This is a genomic window from Zoogloea sp. GDB6 (assembly GCF_056724105.1).
Genome location: NZ_CM161497.1, coordinates 3,955,340 through 3,972,981 on the forward strand (window position 1 = coordinate 3,955,340; position 17,642 = coordinate 3,972,981).

The window sequence follows — 17,642 nt, forward strand, 5'->3', positions numbered from 1 at the left end:
CGGTCAGCTGTACAGCACTTCAACGGCCTCCGGCGGCAGCCAGTTGCGCAGGCTTTCGAGCAGGCTGTCGTCCGGGCGCACCCGCCAGTTCGGCCCGAAGGGCACGTCGCCTTCGGCGTTGGCGTTGCGGTAGCGCACACGGATCGGGCATTCCCCTTCGCGGAACGGTTGCAGCAGGCTGGCCAGGCGTTCCGCGGCGGCCACCGCCCCGCCGGCTTCGCCGACCTCGCCGTTGAGCCGGAGCTGCAGCGCCTTGGCAAAACGGCCGCGGGCTTCGCCGAGGGTCAGCAGCTTGTCGGCAACGATGCGCAGGCCGCCAGAGAAGTCGTCGTTGCTGACCTTGGCCTCGACCACCAGCACTTCGTCCACCACGATGCGCTGGCGGTTGTTGTCGAAGACCTCGGAGAACACCGACACCTCCCGCGGCGTGGTGCCGTCGTCGAGCAGCACGAAGGCGATCTTGCCGCGGGCCGTCATCTTGGCGCGCACCTCCATCACCACGCCGGCCATCGTGATCAGTTCCTTGCTCGGCTCGACCTGGGACAGCGGGCGCCGCACGAAGCGCCGCACCTCTTCCTTGAAGGCGTTGAAGGGATGGCCGGACAGGAAGAAGCCGATCGCCAGCTTCTCTTCCTTCAGCTTTTCCCGTTCGCCCCACGGCCGCACCTTGACGTAGTCCACCATCGGCGCGGCGGCCTCGCCGGGCACATCGAAGAGGCCGCTCTGCAGCGCGTTGGCGGCGATCTGCTCGGCGGCTTCCATGGCGATGCCGACGCTGGCCAGCAGCGTGTGGCGATCCACCGGCTGGGTCGGTGCAATGGTGTCGAACGCACCGGCACGGATCAGCGCCTCGATGACGCGCCGGTTGGCCATGCGCTTGTCCACCCGGCAGGCGAAGTCGAAAAGGTCCTTGAACGGGCCGCCGGACTCGCGGGCGGCCAGGATCGCCCGTACCGCCGGTTCCCCGACGCCCTTCACCGCCCCCAGGCCATAGCGGATGGTCTTGGAGTCGGTGGGCACGAAGCGGTAGTCGGACGCATTGACGTCCGGCGGCAGCACGGTGATGTGGTTGGCGATCGTGTCTTCGTAGAAGATCTTGATCGTGTCGGTGTTGTCCAGGTCGGCCGACATGGTGGCGGCCATGAAGGCCGCGCAGTGGTAGGCCTTGAGCCAGGCGGTGTGGTAGGTGACCACCGCGTAGGCTGCCGTGTGCGACTTGTTGAAGCCGTACTCGGCGAACTTGGTCATCAAGTCGAAAAGCTGCTCAGCCAGCGCCGGGTCGTAGCCCAGCTTCTTGGCACCATCGGCAATCGTCTCCCGGTGCTTGGCCATCTCCTCGGGCTTCTTCTTGCCCATCGCCCGGCGCAGCATGTCGGCGCCGCCGAGAGTGTAGCCGCCGATGATCTGGGAGATCTGCATCACCTGTTCCTGGTACACGATCACCCCGTAGGTCGGTTCCAGGCAGGCTTTCAGGTCCGGGTGGAAGTAGTCGATCTCCTGTTGGCCCTTTTTACGCAGGATGAAGTCGTCCACCATCCCCGAGCCCAGCGGGCCCGGCCGGTAGAGGGCCAGCACGGCGATGATGTCTTCGAAACGGTCGGGTGCCAGCTTCTTGAGCAGCTTCTTCATCCCGTCCGATTCCACCTGGAAGATCGCGGTGGTGTTGGCGTCGCGCAGGATCTGGTAGGCGGCCTGGTCTTCGAAGCCCAGGCTCATCAGGTCGAGCCGCTTGCCGGTGAGGCGTGCCACGTAGTCCAGCGCCAGCTCGATGATGGTGAGGTTGCGCAGGCCGAGGAAGTCGAACTTCACGAGGCCGACGCCTTCCACGTCGTCCTTGTCGAACTGGGACACCGGCGTGGCGTCCTCACCGTCGGCGATGTACAGCGGGCAGAAGTCGGTCAGCTTGCCGGGAGCGATCAGCACGCCGCCGGCGTGCATGCCGACGCCACGAGTCAGGCCTTCGAGGGGCTCGGCAAGGCTCCACAGCTCCTGGATCGATTCGCCGTCGCTGGAATCATTCATCAGCTCGTTGATCTGCGGCTCCTGCTCGCGGGCGTCGGCCAGCGACAGCGGCTTGTTCTGCACCACCGGGATCAGCTTGGACAGGCGGTCACACAGGCCGTAAGGCAGGTCGAGCACGCGACCCACATCACGCACCACGGCCTTGGAGGCCATCGTGCCGAAGGTGGCGATCTGGCTCACCGCATCCTTGCCGTAGCGTTCGCGCACGTATTCGATGACGCGGTAGCGGTTGTCCTGGCAGAAGTCGATGTCGAAGTCGGGCATCGACACCCGCTCCGGGTTCAGGAAGCGCTCGAACAGCAATGCGTATTCGAGCGGATCCAGGTCGGTAATGCGCAGGCTGTAAGCCACCAGCGAGCCTGCACCGGAACCCCGCCCGGGTCCGACCGGCACGCCGTTCTGCTTGGCCCAGTTGATGAAGTCCGCCACGATCAGGAAGTAGCCCGGAAAACCCATCTGCACGATGGTGTCGGTCTCGAACTTCAGGCGCTCTTCGTAGCGCTGGCGCTGGCCCTCGCGGACCGTCTCGTCCGGGTACAGCTCGCCCAGCCGCACCTCCAGGCCCGCCTTGGCCTCGGCAATCAGGTAGTCGTCGAGGGTCATGCCCTCCGGCGTCGGGAACAGGGGCAGGAAGTTCTTGCCGAGCTGAACCGTCAGCGAACAGCGACGGGCGATCTCGATGCTGTTCTCGAGAGCCTCGGGGATGTCGGCGAAGAGCTCGCACATCTCCGCCTGGGTCTTGAAGTACTGCTGCTCGGTGAAGTCCCGTGGGCGCCGCTTGTCGGCCAGCACGTTACCCTGAGAGATGCACACCCGTGCCTCGTGGGCCTTGAAGTCCTCGGGCCGGGTGAACTGGATCGGGTGCGTCGCGACCACCGGCAGCTCGAGGCTGGAGGCGATCTGCAGGGCCTCGCGGATGTAGGTCTCGGTGCCCGGATGGCCGGCGCGCTGGATCTCGATGTAGAAGCCGCCCGGGAAGCGGCGCGCCCAGTCGGCGGCCAGCTGTTCGGCGAGGCGGTTGTTGCCGTTGGCCAGCGCATGGCCGACGTCGCCATCCTTGGCGCCGGACAGGCACAAGAGGTCGCTGGCGCTGTCGGCGGTCAGCCATTCGCGGCGGATCTCGGCGCGGCCGCGGTACTTGTTCTCCATGTAGGCCTGGGTCAGCAGTTCGCACAGCTGGCCATAGCCCTTGCGGTTCTTGCAGATCAGCAGCACGCGGCTCGGCTTGTCCCGGTCCACATCGTTGGTGATCCAGGCATCCACGCCACACACCGGCTTGATGCCCTTGCCGCGGGCGCCCTTGTAGAACTTGACCATGCCGAACAGGTTGGCGAGGTCGGAAATGCCCAGCGCCGGCATGCCGTCGGCGACGGCGCGGGCGATGGCGTGGTCCACCTGCACGATCCCGTCGGAGATCGAATACTCGGTATGGAGGCGCAGGTGGATGAAGCGGGGGGAGTGAGTCTCAGGCATCCCGCGATTTTACCCGCCCCGGGGAAACGGGTTCACCCCTTGGCGGAGATTTCTCCGTCGGCCCCCAGTCGGCTGACCAGCAGTTGGTCGATGCGATGGTTGTCCACGTCGAGCACCTCGAAACGGTAGCCCGCAAAGTCCACCCGATCGGTTCTGCGCGGGATCTTGCGCAGGTGGTACATCATGAAGCCGGCGATGGTCTCGTAATGCTCGCTGCCGTCCTCATCGTCGATGTCGAGTACGCGCATCACGTCGCTGGCAGCCGTTGCCCCATCCACAAGCCAGGAGTGCTCATCCCGGCGCAGGATCTGCTCCTCCTGCACCTGGTCCACGTCGTCGCCGACCAGCGCGCGGATGATGTCATTGAGGGTGATCACTCCGACCACCAGCGCGTACTCGTTGATGATCACCGCGAAGTCCTCGCGGGCCTCGCGCAGGCGCTCCAGCACCTCGGCCAGCGTCAGCGTGTCGGGCAGTGCCAGCAGCGGGTTGATCGGCGCGTCGGCCTTCATCGACAGGGACTGCCCAGCCAGCACGCGGTTGAGCAAGTCCTTGGCATCCACGTAGCCGACCACGTGGTCGATGTCGCCGTCGCACACGGGGAAGCGATTGAAGGGGCGGCTGGTGATCTTCTGGCGGATACTCTCCTCGCTCTCCTGCAAGGTGAAGAACACCACGCTGTCGCGGGTCGTCATCGCCGATGGCGCGCTACGCGCGTCCAGGCCGAAGACGTTCTCGATCAACGCATGTTCCTGCTCGGCAAGCACCCCGGCGTCGGCACCGGCCTGCACCACCGCGATGATCTCGTCCGGCGTCACCGTCTCGTTGCGCGTCGTCGGTACGCCCAGCAGGCGGAACAACAGGTCCGCCGCCGAGTTGTAGAACCACAGCAAAGGCCGCAGCCAGCGGATCAGCAGGCTCATCGGCCCCGATACGGCCATCGCCAGCCGCTCCGGCGAGGCCATGCCGAGGCGCTTGGGCATCAGGTCGGCGAACAGGATGAACAGGGACGTCACCCCGGTGAAGGACAGCGCGAAAGCCACTGTTTCCAGATAGGTCTCCGACAACAAGGGCGCCAGCACCGCCGTCAGCCACGGGGAGAACACCCCTTCGCCGACGATGCCCCCCATGATCGCCACTGCATTGAGGCCAATCTGCACCAGCGTGAAGAAAGGCCCTGGCTGGGCCTGCAAGGCCAGCACGCGGGCAGCTGCAGCATGGCCCTCTTCTGCCAGCACGGACAGGCGCACCGGGCGCGACGCCGCAATGGAAATCTCGGACACAGCGAAGAAGGCGCTGATCGCCACCAGCACGCCGATCAGCAGAAGATTTTCAAGCAGGTCCATGCTCATGGGTCTCCATCCGGCTTTACTGCCCCGGCTCCTCCACCGACTTGCGCAGACGCATCTGCAACAGAATGGAATCCGCCTCCTGCTGGAGATTGCGTGAGCGCTCGATCCATTCGGCATCGCGGGTCTGCAGTGCCTGGATCAAGGCCTTCAGCGCATCGCGCCGGGCCGTTGCGTACTGGATCAGTTCATTCCGTTGCCATTCACGGGGTGGCGGCGCCATGCGCCACGACAGCTGCAACACCTGCCGATCCCAACGGGGGATCAGCTCCCGCTCGAGGACCTCCAGCGCTGCCGCCTCGCTCATCCGGCGCGCCCGCACGGCCTCCAGAAGCTGAGTCTGCTCCCTCTGCAGGTCCTGCTCTTCGATGGCAAAGCGCTGGACGGTCTGCTGGTACAGCGTATCCACCTCCCGTTCATGGGCGACGTCAGGAGTCGCACGCCACATGCTTACCCCGATGAGCACGACGGCCATAATCCCCGCTAGCGCGCGCCAAGTCAGCCAGCGGACCGGCAACTGGGAAAACACCGGCTCAGCCAGTGCTGCTCCCAGAATCAGGCCACCGAGCAATCCTCCCAGGTGCGCTGCATTGTCGATACCCGCAATGGCAAAGCCGGCGAACAGGGAATAGCCGAGAAACCCGAGCGTCCCCGAACGCATCTCGCGGAACACCTCGACCGGAACCGAGCCCCGCTGGACCGTCAGGTAAGCCAGCAGCGCTCCGTACACCCCGAAAATGGCCCCCGACGCACCGATGCTCACCGCCCCCTGCCGCCACCACAGGCTGGCCACATTGCCGAGCAGGCCCGCCCCCAGATACACCACCACGAACCCGGCCCGCCCGAACAGCCGCTCGACCACCTGCCCGGCTTGGTAAAGGGCGAACATGTTGAGCCCGACGTGGAGCAGCCCGCCATGCAGGAACAGGGCCGTCAACAGACGCCAGCCCTCGCCGTCCTGGGTCCGCAGCGCAAAATTGCCGCCGGCGCGGATCAACAGTTCGGAAGGAATGTGCAGCGGGCTCATGGACACCGCCGCCAGTCCGACAAACACCAGAATGTTGACCGCCACCAGGGCATATGTGACGGCCGCACGCGGCACCCGTGCAAACAGCAGGTCAATGAAAGTATCGTAATTCAAGGCGCGGCAATGGCTTGGCAGAACGGTGCCGCCGATTATACGCAAGCCGGTCGCCTCGTCCGCCGAGGCCGGGACCTGGCGCTCATCCGCGACAGATTCCTCGTTTGGGCATCGCTGCAATCACCCAATCCGGGGCTCTGCGCTAATATGCCGACTCAAGCTGGTTGGCTCTGGATACCCATGATCCACGTTCTCAAACACGTCGAATCCATCACTCAACATCGCGACCGCACCCTGCTGGAACTGGGCGTCGCATCGGCCCTGTTCGAACTGGTCAAGGCGCTGGAAGTCAATCTCTACAAAGTCACCGAACACGGCAACGACAACTTCCTGACCCAGGTCGTACACGTGGCCCCCGAAGGCGTGCGCTACGTGCAGGAAGCGCTCGACGACGTCGAGGAGACGATGCCGGTTTCCCAACGGCCGGAAATGGCTGCCTGCGTCGAACAGAACCACATCGTGCTTCGCCACCTGGAAGCCACGGACCGATACCTGCACTGTTTCCCCATCCTGGCCGAACGTCGGGTACTGGGCGTACTGGAAGTAGTCTGCAACACCCAGCTCAGCGAGGAGAATCTCGGCACGGCGGAAGGCTTTCTCGGGCTGTACCGCAACTACATGAGCCTGCTGGACTACAGTGAGCGGGACACGCTTACCGGTCTGCTCAACCGCAAGACCTTCGACGAAAACCTGGGAAAAATCCTCAATGCGCTGGCCGTTCAGCGTGGCGCCTCGATGAATGGCAGCCCGATGCGGCTGCGTCAGCAGGACGACGGCACCCACTGGCTGGCAGTGCTGGACGTGGACCACTTCAAGCGCATCAACGACCAGTTCGGCCACTTGTACGGAGACGAGGTACTCCTGCTGCTGGCCCGCCTGATGCGGGACAGCTTCCGTCACCAGGATCGCCTGTTCCGCTTCGGCGGCGAAGAGTTCGTCGTCGTGCTGAGAGCCGGCAACGAAAGCGAGGTCGCCCAGGCCCTCGAACGGCTGCGTGAAACGGTCGAGCACTATCCGTTTCCTCAGGTCGGACAGGTCACCATCAGCATGGGCTATACCCACATCCGCCCCCAGGACACCATCCCGGAAATCGTCGGGCGGGCAGACGAAGCCCTCTACTTCGCCAAGGAAAACGGCCGCAACCGGACGGCCTGCTACGAAACCTTGCTGGCCGATGGACGCATCACCCTCCGCGAGCAACCGAGCGGCAGCATGGAACTGTTCTGAACGCCCGGATCCGCCACATCCCCCGACCAACCTGCCTCCACCGGCAGAAACCCTGCCCCCTGCAGCACACCACACCCGGTGGATGAGCGCCCCTTCACTTGGTGGCCGCCGAGGCCGGTAGCTCCTTCAGAGCCTGCTTGCGCTCCTCGTCGGCGGCAAACATCAGGGCCTTCTGCTCCGGAGTCAGCTGGACTTTCAGAACATACTCCAACGAGCTGTAGATCCGTGCCATACGCTCCGTCAGCCGCCCCTTGGCGGGGATTGCACGTATCACCTGCTCACGGCTCGCCCCTGAAATCGTCATCAACTTCTGGATGAAAGTCTCGTCGATACGGCGGGTCTCCGCCTGCAGGTAAGCCATCTGCACCGGCGTCAACACTACGGCCGGCGCAGGAGGAGCCGCAAGGACGGCGGGCCCGCAAGCCAGCAGACTCACTACGACGAGCCCGGCACGGAAAAAGAAAACAGTCATTTTCACGGAATCAGAACGGTGGAGCCCGTCGTCCGTCGCGCCTCCAGCTCACGGTGGGCCGTGGCGGCGTCCTGCAACGGATAACGCTGGTTGATGTTGATACGGACCTGGCCCGACGCCACGACGCCGAACAACTCGTCGGCCATCGCCAGGAGGTCTTCACGGCGGGCCGTGTAAGTGAACAGCGTCGGCCGGGTCAGGAACAGGGAACCCATCCGGGCCAGGAGCCCGAGATCGAAAGGCTCGACCGGGCCGGAAGCGTTGCCGAAGCTCACCATCATGCCGAGGGGCCGCAGGCAGGTCAGGGAATCCAGGAAGGTGTCCTTGCCGATGGAGTCGTACACCACGTGCACTCCGGCACCGCCGGTCAGTGCCCGCACGCGCTCGGAAACCTTTTCGCGCGTGGACACGATGGCGTGGTCACAACCGTGGCTACAGGCCAGTTCGGCCTTCTCGTCCGAACTGACGGTGCCGATCACCGTTGCGCCGAGGGCCTTGGCCCACTGGCAGGCAATCAGGCCCACACCGCCGGCCGCGGCATGGATCAGGACAGTGTCGCCGGGCTGGACCCGGTAAGTGCGGCGCAGCAGATACTGGGCGGTGAGGCCTTGCATCATCATCGCCGCCCCCTGCTCGAAGGACAGGCTGTCGGGCAACTTCACCAGATGCTGGGCGGCAATGTTGCGCAGCTCCGCATAGGCCCCGAGCGGACCGCCCGCATACGCAACCCGGTCTCCCGGCTGGAATTCGGTGACGCCCTCCCCCACCGCCTCGATGACGCCGGCGGCTTCCTGCCCCAGGCTGGACGGCAGCGGCAGCGGATAAAGGCCGGAGCGGTGATAGGTATCGATGTAATTGAGGCCGACCGCATGATGGCGGACCTGCACCTCGCCCGCCGCGGGCGGCGGCACATCGACCTCGACCCACTGCAGGACCTCGGGGCCGCCGATACGCTCGAAACGGATCAGATGGGGCATGCTGCACCTCACAAAGACATCAGTTGTAACTGAATTGTACCGGAGGCGCATAAGCGTCGTGGTCCCGAAGCACAAATGAATTCGCCCCTACGTGGCAAGCCACTGTAGGGGCGTTCGTGCATCCATCGCCAGCGTTGCGGCGAGGCGGAAGCGCCTTCGCCGCAACGGGAAGCTAACTCAGACCGTTTTTTCGGTGCGCTGCTCGAGGGCATCCACAACGGCCAGGGCCGTCATGTTGACCAGGCGGCGCACGGAGGCCGACGGGGTCAGGATGTGCACCGCACGGGCCGCACCGAGGAGGATCGGGCCGACCGACACGCCCTCGCCATGCGCCACCTTCAGCAGGTTGAAGGCGATGTTGGCAGCGTCCAGGTTGGGCATCACCAGCAGGTTGGCTTCACCGGTGAGGGTGGACTCCGGGTGCAGGCGGTCGCGGATCTCGGCGGACAGCGCGGAGTCACCGTGCATCTCGCCGTCGCACTGCAGTTCCGGCGCCTTGTCGCGCAGGATGTCGCGGGCCGCGCGCATCTTGAGGGACGAGGTGCTGCGGGCGCTGCCGAAGTTGGAGTGGGACAGCAGGGCGACCTTCGGCTCAATGCCGAAACGCTTCATTTCCTCGGCCGCCATCAGGGAGATCTCGGAAATGTCCTCGGCGCTCGGCAGCTCGCTCACGTAGGTGTCGGCAATCGCCAGGATGCGCTTGGGCAGCAGCAGCATGTTCATCGCCGCGAACAGCTTGGCGCCCGGCTTCAGGCCGATCAGATTTTCCACGTGGCGGTAGTGGTGGTCGTAGGAGCCGGTGGTGCCGCACACCAGTGCATCGGCATCGCCACGGCGCAGCAGCATGCAGCCGATCAGCGTGGAGTCGCTACGCAGGGCCTCGCGGGCCGAATCCGGCGTCACGCCGTCGCGGCCCATCAGACGGTAGTACTCCTGCCACAGCTCGCGGTAGCGCGGGTCGGACTCGACGTTCACCACGTCGAAGTCACGGCCGGCCTGCAGGTTGAGGCCGAACTTCTCGATGCGCATGTCGATGACCGCCGGACGGCCGATCAGGATCGGACGGGCCAGATGCTCATCGACCACGGCACGCACGGCGCGCAGCACGCGCTCGCTCTCGCCTTCCGCGTAGAGCACGCGCTTCTGCTCGACGGGGACCGCCTTGGCGGTGGTGAACACCGGCTTCATGATGATGCCGGACTGATACACGAACTCGTTGAGGCTCTGGACGTAGGCGTCCATGTCGATCTGGCGGGTCGCCACGCCGGAATCAATGGCAGCCTGGGCGACGGCCGGCGCGATCTTGACGATCAGGCGCGGATCGAAGGGCTTCGGAATCAGGTAGTTCGGGCCGAAATTGAGATCGGCACCGCCGTAGGCCTGGGCCACCACGTCGGATTGCTCGGCCTCAGCCAGTTCGGCGATGGCCTTCACGCAGGCCAGCTTCATTTCTTCATTGATCTTGGTAGCGCCGGCATCCAGCGCGCCACGGAAAATGAAGGGGAAGCACAGCACGTTGTTGACCTGGTTCGGGTAATCCGAACGGCCGGTGGCGATGATCGCGTCGGGACGCACTTCCTTGGCCAGTTCCGGCAGGATTTCCGGCGTCGGGTTGGCCAGCGCGAAGATCAGCGGCTTGGCGGCCATGGTCTTGACCATGTCCTGCTTCAGCACGCCGGCAGTGGACAGGCCCAGGAAGATATCGGCGCCGACCATCGCGTCGGCCAGCGTGCGGTACTCGGTGTTCTGGGCAAAACGGGCCTTGGTCGGCTCCATCTTCTCGTCGCGACCGACGTAGATCACGCCCTTCGAGTCGCAGACGAAGACGTTTTCACGCTTGATGCCGAGGCTGCACCACAGCTCCAGGCAGGCGATGGCCGCCGCGCCGGCGCCCGACACCACGACCTTGACCTCGTCGATCTTCTTGCCGACCACCTTCAGGCCATTGAGCATGGCCGACGCGGAAATGATCGCGGTACCGTGCTGGTCGTCGTGGAAGACCGGAATGTTCATCCGCTCGCGCAGCTTCTGCTCGATGTAGAAGCACTCTGGTGCCTTGATGTCTTCCAGGTTCACACCGCCGAGGGTCGGCTCGAGGGCCGCGATCATGTCGATCAGCTTGTCCGGGTCGTTCTCGGCCAGCTCGATGTCGAATACGTCGATGTTGGCAAACTTCTTGAACAGACAGCCCTTGCCCTCCATCACCGGCTTGGCGGCCAGCGGGCCGATGTTACCGAGGCCCAGCACTGCGGTACCGTTGGTGATCACCGCCACCAGGTTGCCGCGGGAGGTGTATTCCTGCGCGTCGGCCGGGTCGGCCACGATCGCATCGCAGGCAGCCGCCACGCCGGGCGAATAAGCCAGCGCCAGGTCGCGCTGGTTGGTCAGCCCCTTGGTGGGCACCACCGCGATCTTGCCGCGGGTCGGTGCGCGGTGGTATTCGAGGGCGGCGGCAATGAAATCCTTATCCATGTTCTCTCTTCTCTCAAAACGGGTATATCGCGTCCGTATCCGGAACCGACGTCAGGTCGGCAACGGCGGCAGCGAAAGCGATATGTGCCGGAAGTCTGAAATATGTGGATGCCCGGATCGGGCACGAGTCTTATATATGACAGCCGAACGCCGGGATCGCCGGAAGCCCGACTGGAGCTGGCATGCCGGGAGGTGGCATACCCGCTACGTCTTGTTTGCCGGGAGTTTAACCGAGCAAGCGCGATAACGCACCTTCGGTAAATACGGACTCCCCCCGATTGCGTGGCACAATCGCACCCGCCTGAAAATGCACGGACAGACAAACAGAGGAACGAAGATGCGACGCGTGGTGTTCAATCAGAAAGGTGGCGTAGGCAAATCCACCATCACCTGCAACCTGGCGGCGATCAGTGCCCAGCAAGGCCTGCGCACGCTGGTGGTGGACCTGGACCCGCAGGGCAACTCCACCCACTACCTGCTCGGCGACGCCGCCGACAACGTGAACGACACCCTCGCCGGCCTGTTCGAACAGACCCTGTCCTTCAAGTTCAGCCCCAAGAAGACCACCGAGTTCGTCCACCCGACGCCCTTCGACAAGCTGTCCATCCTACCGTCGCACCCGATGCTGGAAGAGCTGCAGAGCAAGCTCGAATCCCGCTACAAGATCTTCAAGCTGCGCGACGCTCTCGACGAACTGACCGACGACTTCGACGCGGTATTCATCGACACCCCACCGGCGCTCAACTTCTACACCCGCTCGGCGCTGATCGCGACGCAGCTGTGCCTGATCCCCTTCGACTGTGACGACTTCTCCCGCCGGGCGCTCTACGCGTTGATGGAGAACGTGCAGGAGATCAGGGCCGACCACAACCGCGGCCTCGAAGTGGAAGGCATCGTCGTCAACCAGTTCCAACCCCGCGCCAGCCTGCCCCAGAAGCTGGTGCAGGAACTCATCGACGAAGGCCTGCCGGTCTTCAAGACCTATCTGTCCAGTTCGATCAAGATCCGCGAAAGCCACGAGCAGGCCAAGCCGATGATCCACCTGGACCCGAAGCACAAGCTGGCCCAGGAATTCACCGCCCTCCACGCCGAACTGCGCAGTGCCTGAAGCGCCCCCGCATCAATCTGGAGGGCGAACTCCTGCAATCACGCCGGCCGGCATTCCCGGCCAGTAAGCCTGGCGCCCGATCAAGCGCCGTCGAAGCGCCACTGCGGCGCATGGGCCTGCAGCCAGAACTCCAGGACCATGACGATCCACACCATTTCGCCGTAATAGCCGGGATGCTCCGGCAGACGCTTCTCGAGCACTTCCCGCAGGAATGCCGGAGACATGACACCGCGGGCGGAGAAGGACTCCAGAGCGTCGGTGGCGAGCTTGCGCAGCCCCGGATGCTTGATCGCCCAGACGCCGAAGGGCAGGCCGAAGCCGTGCTTCTTCTTGGTGATGATCTCATCGGGCAGGAAACCGCGCAGGGCCTCCTTGAACATCCAGCGCAGCTTGAGCCCCTTGAGCTTCCACTCCGTCGGCAAGGTCAGGGAAAAGTCGAGCAGCTCGTCACTCAGTAGCGGAAAACCTACATCCAACCCCGCCAGACGGGTCGTGCCGACGACCTTGGGCAGATCGTTGTCGGCCAGCGTGTATTTCCAGTCGAAGGCGAGCATGTGATTCACCAGACTGGCATCCCCAACCTCGGCCCAGGTAGCGCGCTGCAACTGGCCCGGCCCATGCACGTCGATCCCCTTGAGGAAACCCGGCGTAAACACCTTGTCCATGCCGAGGCGGATCAGCAGGTTGTAGATCTCGAGTCGATCGGGCATCGGAATGGACGCCTGCTCGACGTAGCTCACGCCCTTGCGTACCAAGGGAATGCGCTTCATCCCCGGCAGCGCGGAAATGGGTTCGACGACAGCCGCCCGCAATAACGAGGGAATGGTGTTGTACCAACCGAAAATGCGCTGCGTCGCGTAGCGGGAATTCCCGCCGAACAGTTCGTCACCGCCATCACCGGCCAGCAGCTTGGTGACGCCATCCTCGCGGGCCCGAGTCGCGCAGATCCACGCAGGCACCGCGGAAGAATTGCCGAAGGGCTGGTCGTAGGAACACGCCACCTTCGGAATACCATCGAGCAGATCGTCGGGGGTAACGTAATATTCGTGGTGATCGGTCTTGAAATGGCGCGCTGCGATGCGCGCATATTCCATCTCGTCGTAGCCCTGGGCGTCGAAGCCCATGGAATAGGTCTTGGCCGGCTTGCCGCTGATGCGGCAGAGCATGCCGGAAACCGAGGAGCTGTCGGTTCCGCCGGACAGGAAGGCGCCCGTTCCATCCCCTGTGTACTCCCGCTCGACGGATGCCTGCACGATGTCCAGGAAACGCCCCTTGGCCTGTTCGAGGCTCAGGCCGGGATGCTCATCGAAACGCGGTGTCCAGTAGCGCGCAAGCTGCAGCGCCCCGCCCTTCCAGTCCAGCCGTGAGGCGGGGAGAAGGCGGCGCACCTCGTTGAAGACGGTATCCGGCGACGGGATGACGTGGAAATACAGATAGTTGAAGATCGCCTGGCTGCTCACCGTACGGCTGCGGACAGGAACGCCATTGGCCCGGTCCGACAAGGCCAGGGCGCCCTTCTCCTCTGCGTAGCACCACGGTTCGGTATCGAAACGGTCGTTGAACAAGGTGACCACATTGCGGCGGGTGTCAATCAAGGCGATCGCGAAGCGCCCCCTGATGTCCGCGATGGCCTCACTGCCCCGGCTGGCGAACAGGCCCAGCCAGTGCTCTGCTGAACGGGCATTCCCTCCCTCCACGCTACGCGGACTGCCACGCACGATGCAGACCAGTCCGTCGCGCTCTGCCACGACGGCCGGACGCCGGACGCGCAAGCGCCCCCCCTGCCATTCCCCCACCCACTGGTCGCCATCCTGGCGGAGCACCAGTTCGGCCGCAGGGGTGGCGGCGGTTTCAACGCGCACCTCGATCAAGGACTTGCTATCCAGTTCCGACTCCAATTCGCCGCCTCCAAATGAATTCATTCAAACAACATGCAAACAATATTGTCATTGAAATCCATTACACGGGTATCAACTTTGCCACTGCCAGCATCAACCACTTGCTGCCGGCCTCGGCAAACTTGACCTGGACGCGGGCATCATTACCGCTTCCTTCGGCGGAAACGATGACCCCGTCGCCGAAGCGCGCATGGCGCACGCTCTGGCCGATCGCCAGCCCGCCCAGGTCGCGGGACTTCTGCGGCGGGGGGGGCGGCATGCTCGGCGCGGCCGGCCGCGACGTACCCGGGTTGTAGTAGCGGGTGGATGGCTCGGACACGAAGCTGCGCCGCGGATTGGGCGGCGTCAGCCACTTCAGCAGACCCTCGGGGATCTCCTCCAGAAAGCGCGAGCGCAGGTTGTAGCGCACCTGGCCGTGCAGCATGCGGCTCTGCGTGAAGCTCACGTACAGGCGCTGGCGGGCCCGCGTCACCGCCACGTACATCAGGCGCCGCTCCTCCTCCAGCCCATCCAGTTCGAGCGCGCTGTTCTCATGGGGGAACAGACCTTCCTCCAGGCCGGACAGGAAGACCACGTCGAACTCCAGCCCCTTGGCCGCATGGACGGTCATCAGCTGCACCGCCTCCATGCCCACGTCGGCCTGGTGGTCGCCGGCCTCCAGCGAGGCATGGGCGAGGAACTCGGCCAGCGTCGAGCCGTGCTCCCCCGGCACCTCGCCGGCGCCCAGCTCGGCGCTGAAGTTGGCCGCCGCATTGATCAGTTCGTCCAGGTTCTCCAGACGCTCCTGGCCTTCCTTCTCGGCCTTGTAGTGGGCGCGCAGTCCGGACAGCTCAATCACGTGATCGACCATCTCGTGCAGGCGCAGACTGGCCGTCTCCTGGCGCAGGCGCTCGATCAGCGCTACGAACTGGGCCAGCGCCGCCCCCGGCTTGCCGCTGAGATGCGGCACCGTCTGGTACAACGGGGTGTTCCAGGTGCGCGCCGCATCGCCGAGCACCTCCAGCGAGCGGGCGCCGATGCCGCGGGTCGGGAAATTGACCACCCGCGTGAAGGCCGTGTCGTCGTCCGGATTGGCGATCAGGCGCAGATAGGCCAGCGCGTGCTTCACCTCCTGGCGCTCGAAGAAGCGCAGCCCCCCATACACGCGGTAAGGGATCCCGCTGGAGAACAGCTGGTGCTCCAGCACCCGCGACTGGGCATTGGAGCGGTACAGCAGCGCGATGTCGGCACGGCTCATGCCGTCCCGCACCAGGGACTGGATCTCCTCGACGACCCAGCGTGCCTCGTCGGTATCGGTGAAAGCCTCGTAGACGCGGATCGGCTCGCCGGCGCCGCGGTCGGTCCACAGCTGCTTGCCGAGGCGCTTGCTGTTGTTGGCGATCAGCGCGTTGGCCGCATCGAGGATGTTGCCGTGGGAGCGGTAGTTCTGCTCCAGGCGGATCACGCTACCGACCTTGAAGTCCTTTTCGAAGTCGCGCATGTTGCCGATCTCGGCACCGCGGAAGCGGTAGATCGACTGATCGTCGTCCCCCACGCAGAACAGGCTGGCGCTGCCTTCGCGCCCGCCGTCGGCGAGCAGGCTCAGCCAGCGGTACTGCAGCACGTTGGTGTCCTGGAACTCATCCACCAGGATGTGGCGGAAACGCCCCTGGTAATGGCGGCGGATCGGCTCGTTGCGCTCCAGCAATTCGTAGCTGCGCAGCAACAACTCGGGGAAATCCACAACTCCCTCGCGCTGGCACTGTGCTTCATACTCCATGTAAAGCTCGACACGGCGTCGGGTGTAGTCGTCCCAGGCCTCGACCGCCGCGGGGCGGGTACCCGCCTCCTTCTGGCCGTTGATGAAGTGCTGCAGCTCCTTTGGCGGAAACTTCTCGTCGTCCACGTTGAGGGCCTTCAGCAGGCGTTTGATCGCTGCCAGCTGGTCACCGGAATCGAGGATCTGGAACAACTGCGGCAGGCCTGCATCGCGGTAATGGGCACGCAGCATGCGGTTGCACAGGCCATGGAAGGTGCCGATCCACATCCCGCGGGTATTGACCGGGAACATCGCCGACAGGCGGGTCAGCATCTCCTTGGCAGCCTTGTTGGTGAAGGTCACGGCCAGGATGCCCTGGGGACTGCAGTAACCATTCTGCAGCAGCCAGGCAATGCGCGTGATGAGCACCCGCGTCTTGCCCGAACCGGCGCCGGCAAGGATCAGCGCATGCTGGGGCTCGAGCGTGACGGCAGCGAGTTGTTCGGGATTGAGATTGTCGAGCAGCTGGGACATGGAGCGATACGTAAGGCAGCGAAGGCCGCCATTCTACCGCCCGCCCGAAGCTCAACCGAGGCCCAGGTTTTTTGTGACAAATTACCTCGCCGAAAATGAAAAAAAGACTGCCATACCTTGCGGTCGGAGTCGCAAGCACCTAAACTTGAGTTGTGCAATGCAGCAAACAAGCCGTATCGAGGGCTAACAAAGCTACACAGAATCAGGGAAACGCGCCGTAAAACACCGTTTTGCAGCGCACCACAAAGCCGCCAGCGAGCGGCTGTCAGAAGTAGCCCCGCGTTGTTTGATGCTCCCCATACCGGAGTAACAGCAAATGAAGACACCCAAAACCCTACCCTGGCACGCCCGCAAGGCCGGCGTGTCCGTTGAAAGAGCAGAAGCACTGTGGCGCAAGGCGCTGCGCGAAGCCACCGCCGATACCGGCTGGGTCGGCACGTCCGAATTCTGGGGCGCTGCCGAAGGCCGCTTCCTCGAGCTTCTGAAAGAGGAGCAGAACACCCTCTGCACCCCGCACATGGAAACCTTCATGCGCAGCCAGCACCGCATGGGCCTCTTGCCCTTGCTGGCTGCCGAGCAAATGTTTTCTGCAATGTCCGCCAACTGGCAGCGGTTTTGCGACGAGATGAGCAAGGCAGCCTGAGCGCTGTCAGACGGCCCCCCAGAGGCCGAGCCAACCGGGTTTTTCTCCCTCCTCTCCCTCGTGGAGATTGACGGCGTCTGTCGCAAGGCAGACGCCGCTTTTTTTCGTCATTCCCGCCAGCCTCCATGCCGGGCGTGGCCGGTCGAAAGCCTGCCGCAGGCTGCTGCTATAATCCGGAGCTTTGCATCTGCCCACCGGAGTTTAATGTGCTGATTTCCAACGCCTTTGCCCAGGCCGCACCGGCCGCCGGACAGGATCCCCTGTCCAGCCTCACCGGCGTCCTGCCGCTGATTTTCATGTTCGCGGTACTGTGGTTCCTGATGATCCGCCCGCAGATGAAGCGCGCCAAGGAACATAAGGCCCTGCTCGAAGGTCTGCAGAAGAACGACGAAGTCCTGACCCAGGGCGGCATCGTCGGCAAGGTCGTCGCACTCAGCGACGCCTACGTCACCGTCGAAATCGCCGCCAACACCCAGATCGTCGTGCAGAAGGGCGCCATCAGCGCCGTACTGCCGAAGGGCACCCTGAAGTCGATCTGATCCGGCTGACGGCCGGGCCTGTCCCGGCCGTGCTGATGCGCCGCTGCGC

At 64.3% G+C, this 17,642-nt stretch carries 12 protein-coding genes; 4 read left to right on the forward strand and 8 right to left on the reverse strand.

The window, feature by feature from the left end:
- Positions 1 to 3: 3 nt before the first annotated feature.
- Genes dnaE through AC1PQG_RS18005 form a run of 3 tightly spaced genes read right to left on the reverse strand, consistent with a single transcriptional unit; the run spans position 4 to position 5,985 of the window.
- Complete coding sequence (dnaE, locus tag AC1PQG_RS17995) at positions 4 to 3,495, reverse strand: DNA polymerase III subunit alpha (RefSeq protein WP_481119180.1); 3,492 nt, start codon at positions 3,493 to 3,495, stop codon at positions 4 to 6.
- A 32-nt stretch (positions 3,496 to 3,527) separates the two neighbouring features.
- A complete protein-coding gene (gene paeA / locus AC1PQG_RS18000) occupies positions 3,528 to 4,841 on the reverse strand; it encodes a polyamine export protein PaeA (RefSeq protein ID WP_481119181.1) in 1,314 nt (437 codons plus the stop codon).
- A 22-nt stretch (positions 4,842 to 4,863) separates the two neighbouring features.
- A complete protein-coding gene (locus AC1PQG_RS18005; RefSeq protein ID WP_481119182.1) occupies positions 4,864 to 5,985 on the reverse strand; it encodes a rhomboid family intramembrane serine protease in 1,122 nt (373 codons plus the stop codon).
- A 180-nt stretch (positions 5,986 to 6,165) separates the two neighbouring features.
- Here AC1PQG_RS18005 and AC1PQG_RS18010 point away from each other — a divergent pair, with 180 nt between their 5' ends.
- The gene (locus AC1PQG_RS18010) at positions 6,166 to 7,212 is read left to right on the forward strand and encodes a GGDEF domain-containing protein (RefSeq protein ID WP_481119183.1); all 1,047 of its coding nucleotides are present in this window, start codon (positions 6,166 to 6,168) and stop codon (positions 7,210 to 7,212) included.
- A gap of 94 nt (positions 7,213 to 7,306) precedes the next feature.
- Here the strand turns inward: AC1PQG_RS18010 and AC1PQG_RS18015 are convergent, their stop codons facing one another.
- The 3 genes from AC1PQG_RS18015 to AC1PQG_RS18025 all read right to left on the reverse strand — a co-directional run bounded on the left by AC1PQG_RS18015 (position 7,307) and on the right by AC1PQG_RS18025 (position 11,133).
- The gene (locus tag AC1PQG_RS18015) at positions 7,307 to 7,684 is read right to left on the reverse strand and encodes a hypothetical protein (RefSeq protein ID WP_481119184.1); all 378 of its coding nucleotides are present in this window, start codon (positions 7,682 to 7,684) and stop codon (positions 7,307 to 7,309) included.
- A gap of 2 nt (positions 7,685 to 7,686) precedes the next feature.
- On the reverse strand, positions 7,687 to 8,661 hold the full coding sequence (locus AC1PQG_RS18020; protein WP_481119185.1) for a quinone oxidoreductase family protein: 975 nt from the start codon (positions 8,659 to 8,661) through the stop codon (positions 7,687 to 7,689).
- Between the two features lie 177 nt (positions 8,662 to 8,838).
- Positions 8,839 to 11,133, reverse strand: coding sequence for an NADP-dependent malic enzyme (locus tag AC1PQG_RS18025; RefSeq protein WP_481119186.1), 2,295 nt, complete (start codon positions 11,131 to 11,133; stop codon positions 8,839 to 8,841).
- 337 nt (positions 11,134 to 11,470) lie between these two features.
- Between AC1PQG_RS18025 and AC1PQG_RS18030 the strand changes: the two genes are divergently transcribed.
- Positions 11,471 to 12,241 carry a ParA family protein gene (locus AC1PQG_RS18030; protein ID WP_481119187.1) on the forward strand — a complete coding sequence of 257 codons (771 nt, stop codon included), beginning with the start codon at positions 11,471 to 11,473 and terminating at the stop codon, positions 12,239 to 12,241.
- Between the two features lie 80 nt (positions 12,242 to 12,321).
- Here AC1PQG_RS18030 and AC1PQG_RS18035 read toward each other — a convergent pair whose 3' ends face one another.
- Both AC1PQG_RS18035 and AC1PQG_RS18040 read right to left on the reverse strand, forming a co-directional pair.
- Positions 12,322 to 14,163, reverse strand: coding sequence for an asparagine synthetase B family protein (locus AC1PQG_RS18035; protein ID WP_481119188.1), 1,842 nt, complete (start codon positions 14,161 to 14,163; stop codon positions 12,322 to 12,324).
- Positions 14,164 to 14,200: 37 nt separating this feature from the next.
- Positions 14,201 to 16,411: a UvrD-helicase domain-containing protein gene (locus AC1PQG_RS18040; protein ID WP_481119189.1), complete on the reverse strand. Its 2,211-nt coding sequence runs from the start codon at positions 16,409 to 16,411 to the stop codon at positions 14,201 to 14,203.
- A gap of 316 nt (positions 16,412 to 16,727) precedes the next feature.
- Here AC1PQG_RS18040 and AC1PQG_RS18045 point away from each other — a divergent pair, with 316 nt between their 5' ends.
- Positions 16,728 to 17,054, forward strand: a complete 327-nt coding sequence (locus AC1PQG_RS18045) for a hypothetical protein (protein ID WP_481119190.1) — start codon at positions 16,728 to 16,730, stop codon at positions 17,052 to 17,054.
- Between the two features lie 206 nt (positions 17,055 to 17,260).
- The gene (gene yajC, locus AC1PQG_RS18050) at positions 17,261 to 17,593 is read left to right on the forward strand and encodes a preprotein translocase subunit YajC (RefSeq protein ID WP_481119191.1); all 333 of its coding nucleotides are present in this window, start codon (positions 17,261 to 17,263) and stop codon (positions 17,591 to 17,593) included.
- The last annotated feature ends 49 nt before the right edge of the window (positions 17,594 to 17,642 follow it).

Excerpts from the sequence above, each read along its gene's own strand:
- AC1PQG_RS18010 (WP_481119183.1), top strand. The coding sequence starts at position 6,166 with ATGATCCACGTTCTCAAACACGTCGAATCCATCACTCAACATCGCGAC.
- AC1PQG_RS18045 (WP_481119190.1), top strand. The coding sequence starts at position 16,728 with ATGAAGACACCCAAAACCCTACCCTGGCACGCCCGCAAGGCCGGCGTG.
- paeA (WP_481119181.1), bottom strand. The coding sequence starts at position 4,841 with ATGGACCTGCTTGAAAATCTTCTGCTGATCGGCGTGCTGGTGGCGATC.
- AC1PQG_RS18020 (WP_481119185.1), bottom strand. The coding sequence starts at position 8,661 with ATGCCCCATCTGATCCGTTTCGAGCGTATCGGCGGCCCCGAGGTCCTG.
- dnaE (WP_481119180.1), bottom strand. The coding sequence starts at position 3,495 with ATGCCTGAGACTCACTCCCCCCGCTTCATCCACCTGCGCCTCCATACC.
- AC1PQG_RS18030 (WP_481119187.1), top strand. The coding sequence starts at position 11,471 with ATGCGACGCGTGGTGTTCAATCAGAAAGGTGGCGTAGGCAAATCCACC.
- AC1PQG_RS18025 (WP_481119186.1), bottom strand. The coding sequence starts at position 11,133 with ATGGATAAGGATTTCATTGCCGCCGCCCTCGAATACCACCGCGCACCG.
- AC1PQG_RS18035 (WP_481119188.1), bottom strand. The coding sequence starts at position 14,163 with ATGAATTCATTTGGAGGCGGCGAATTGGAGTCGGAACTGGATAGCAAG.
- AC1PQG_RS18015 (WP_481119184.1), bottom strand. The coding sequence starts at position 7,684 with ATGACTGTTTTCTTTTTCCGTGCCGGGCTCGTCGTAGTGAGTCTGCTG.
- AC1PQG_RS18040 (WP_481119189.1), bottom strand. The coding sequence starts at position 16,411 with ATGTCCCAGCTGCTCGACAATCTCAATCCCGAACAACTCGCTGCCGTC.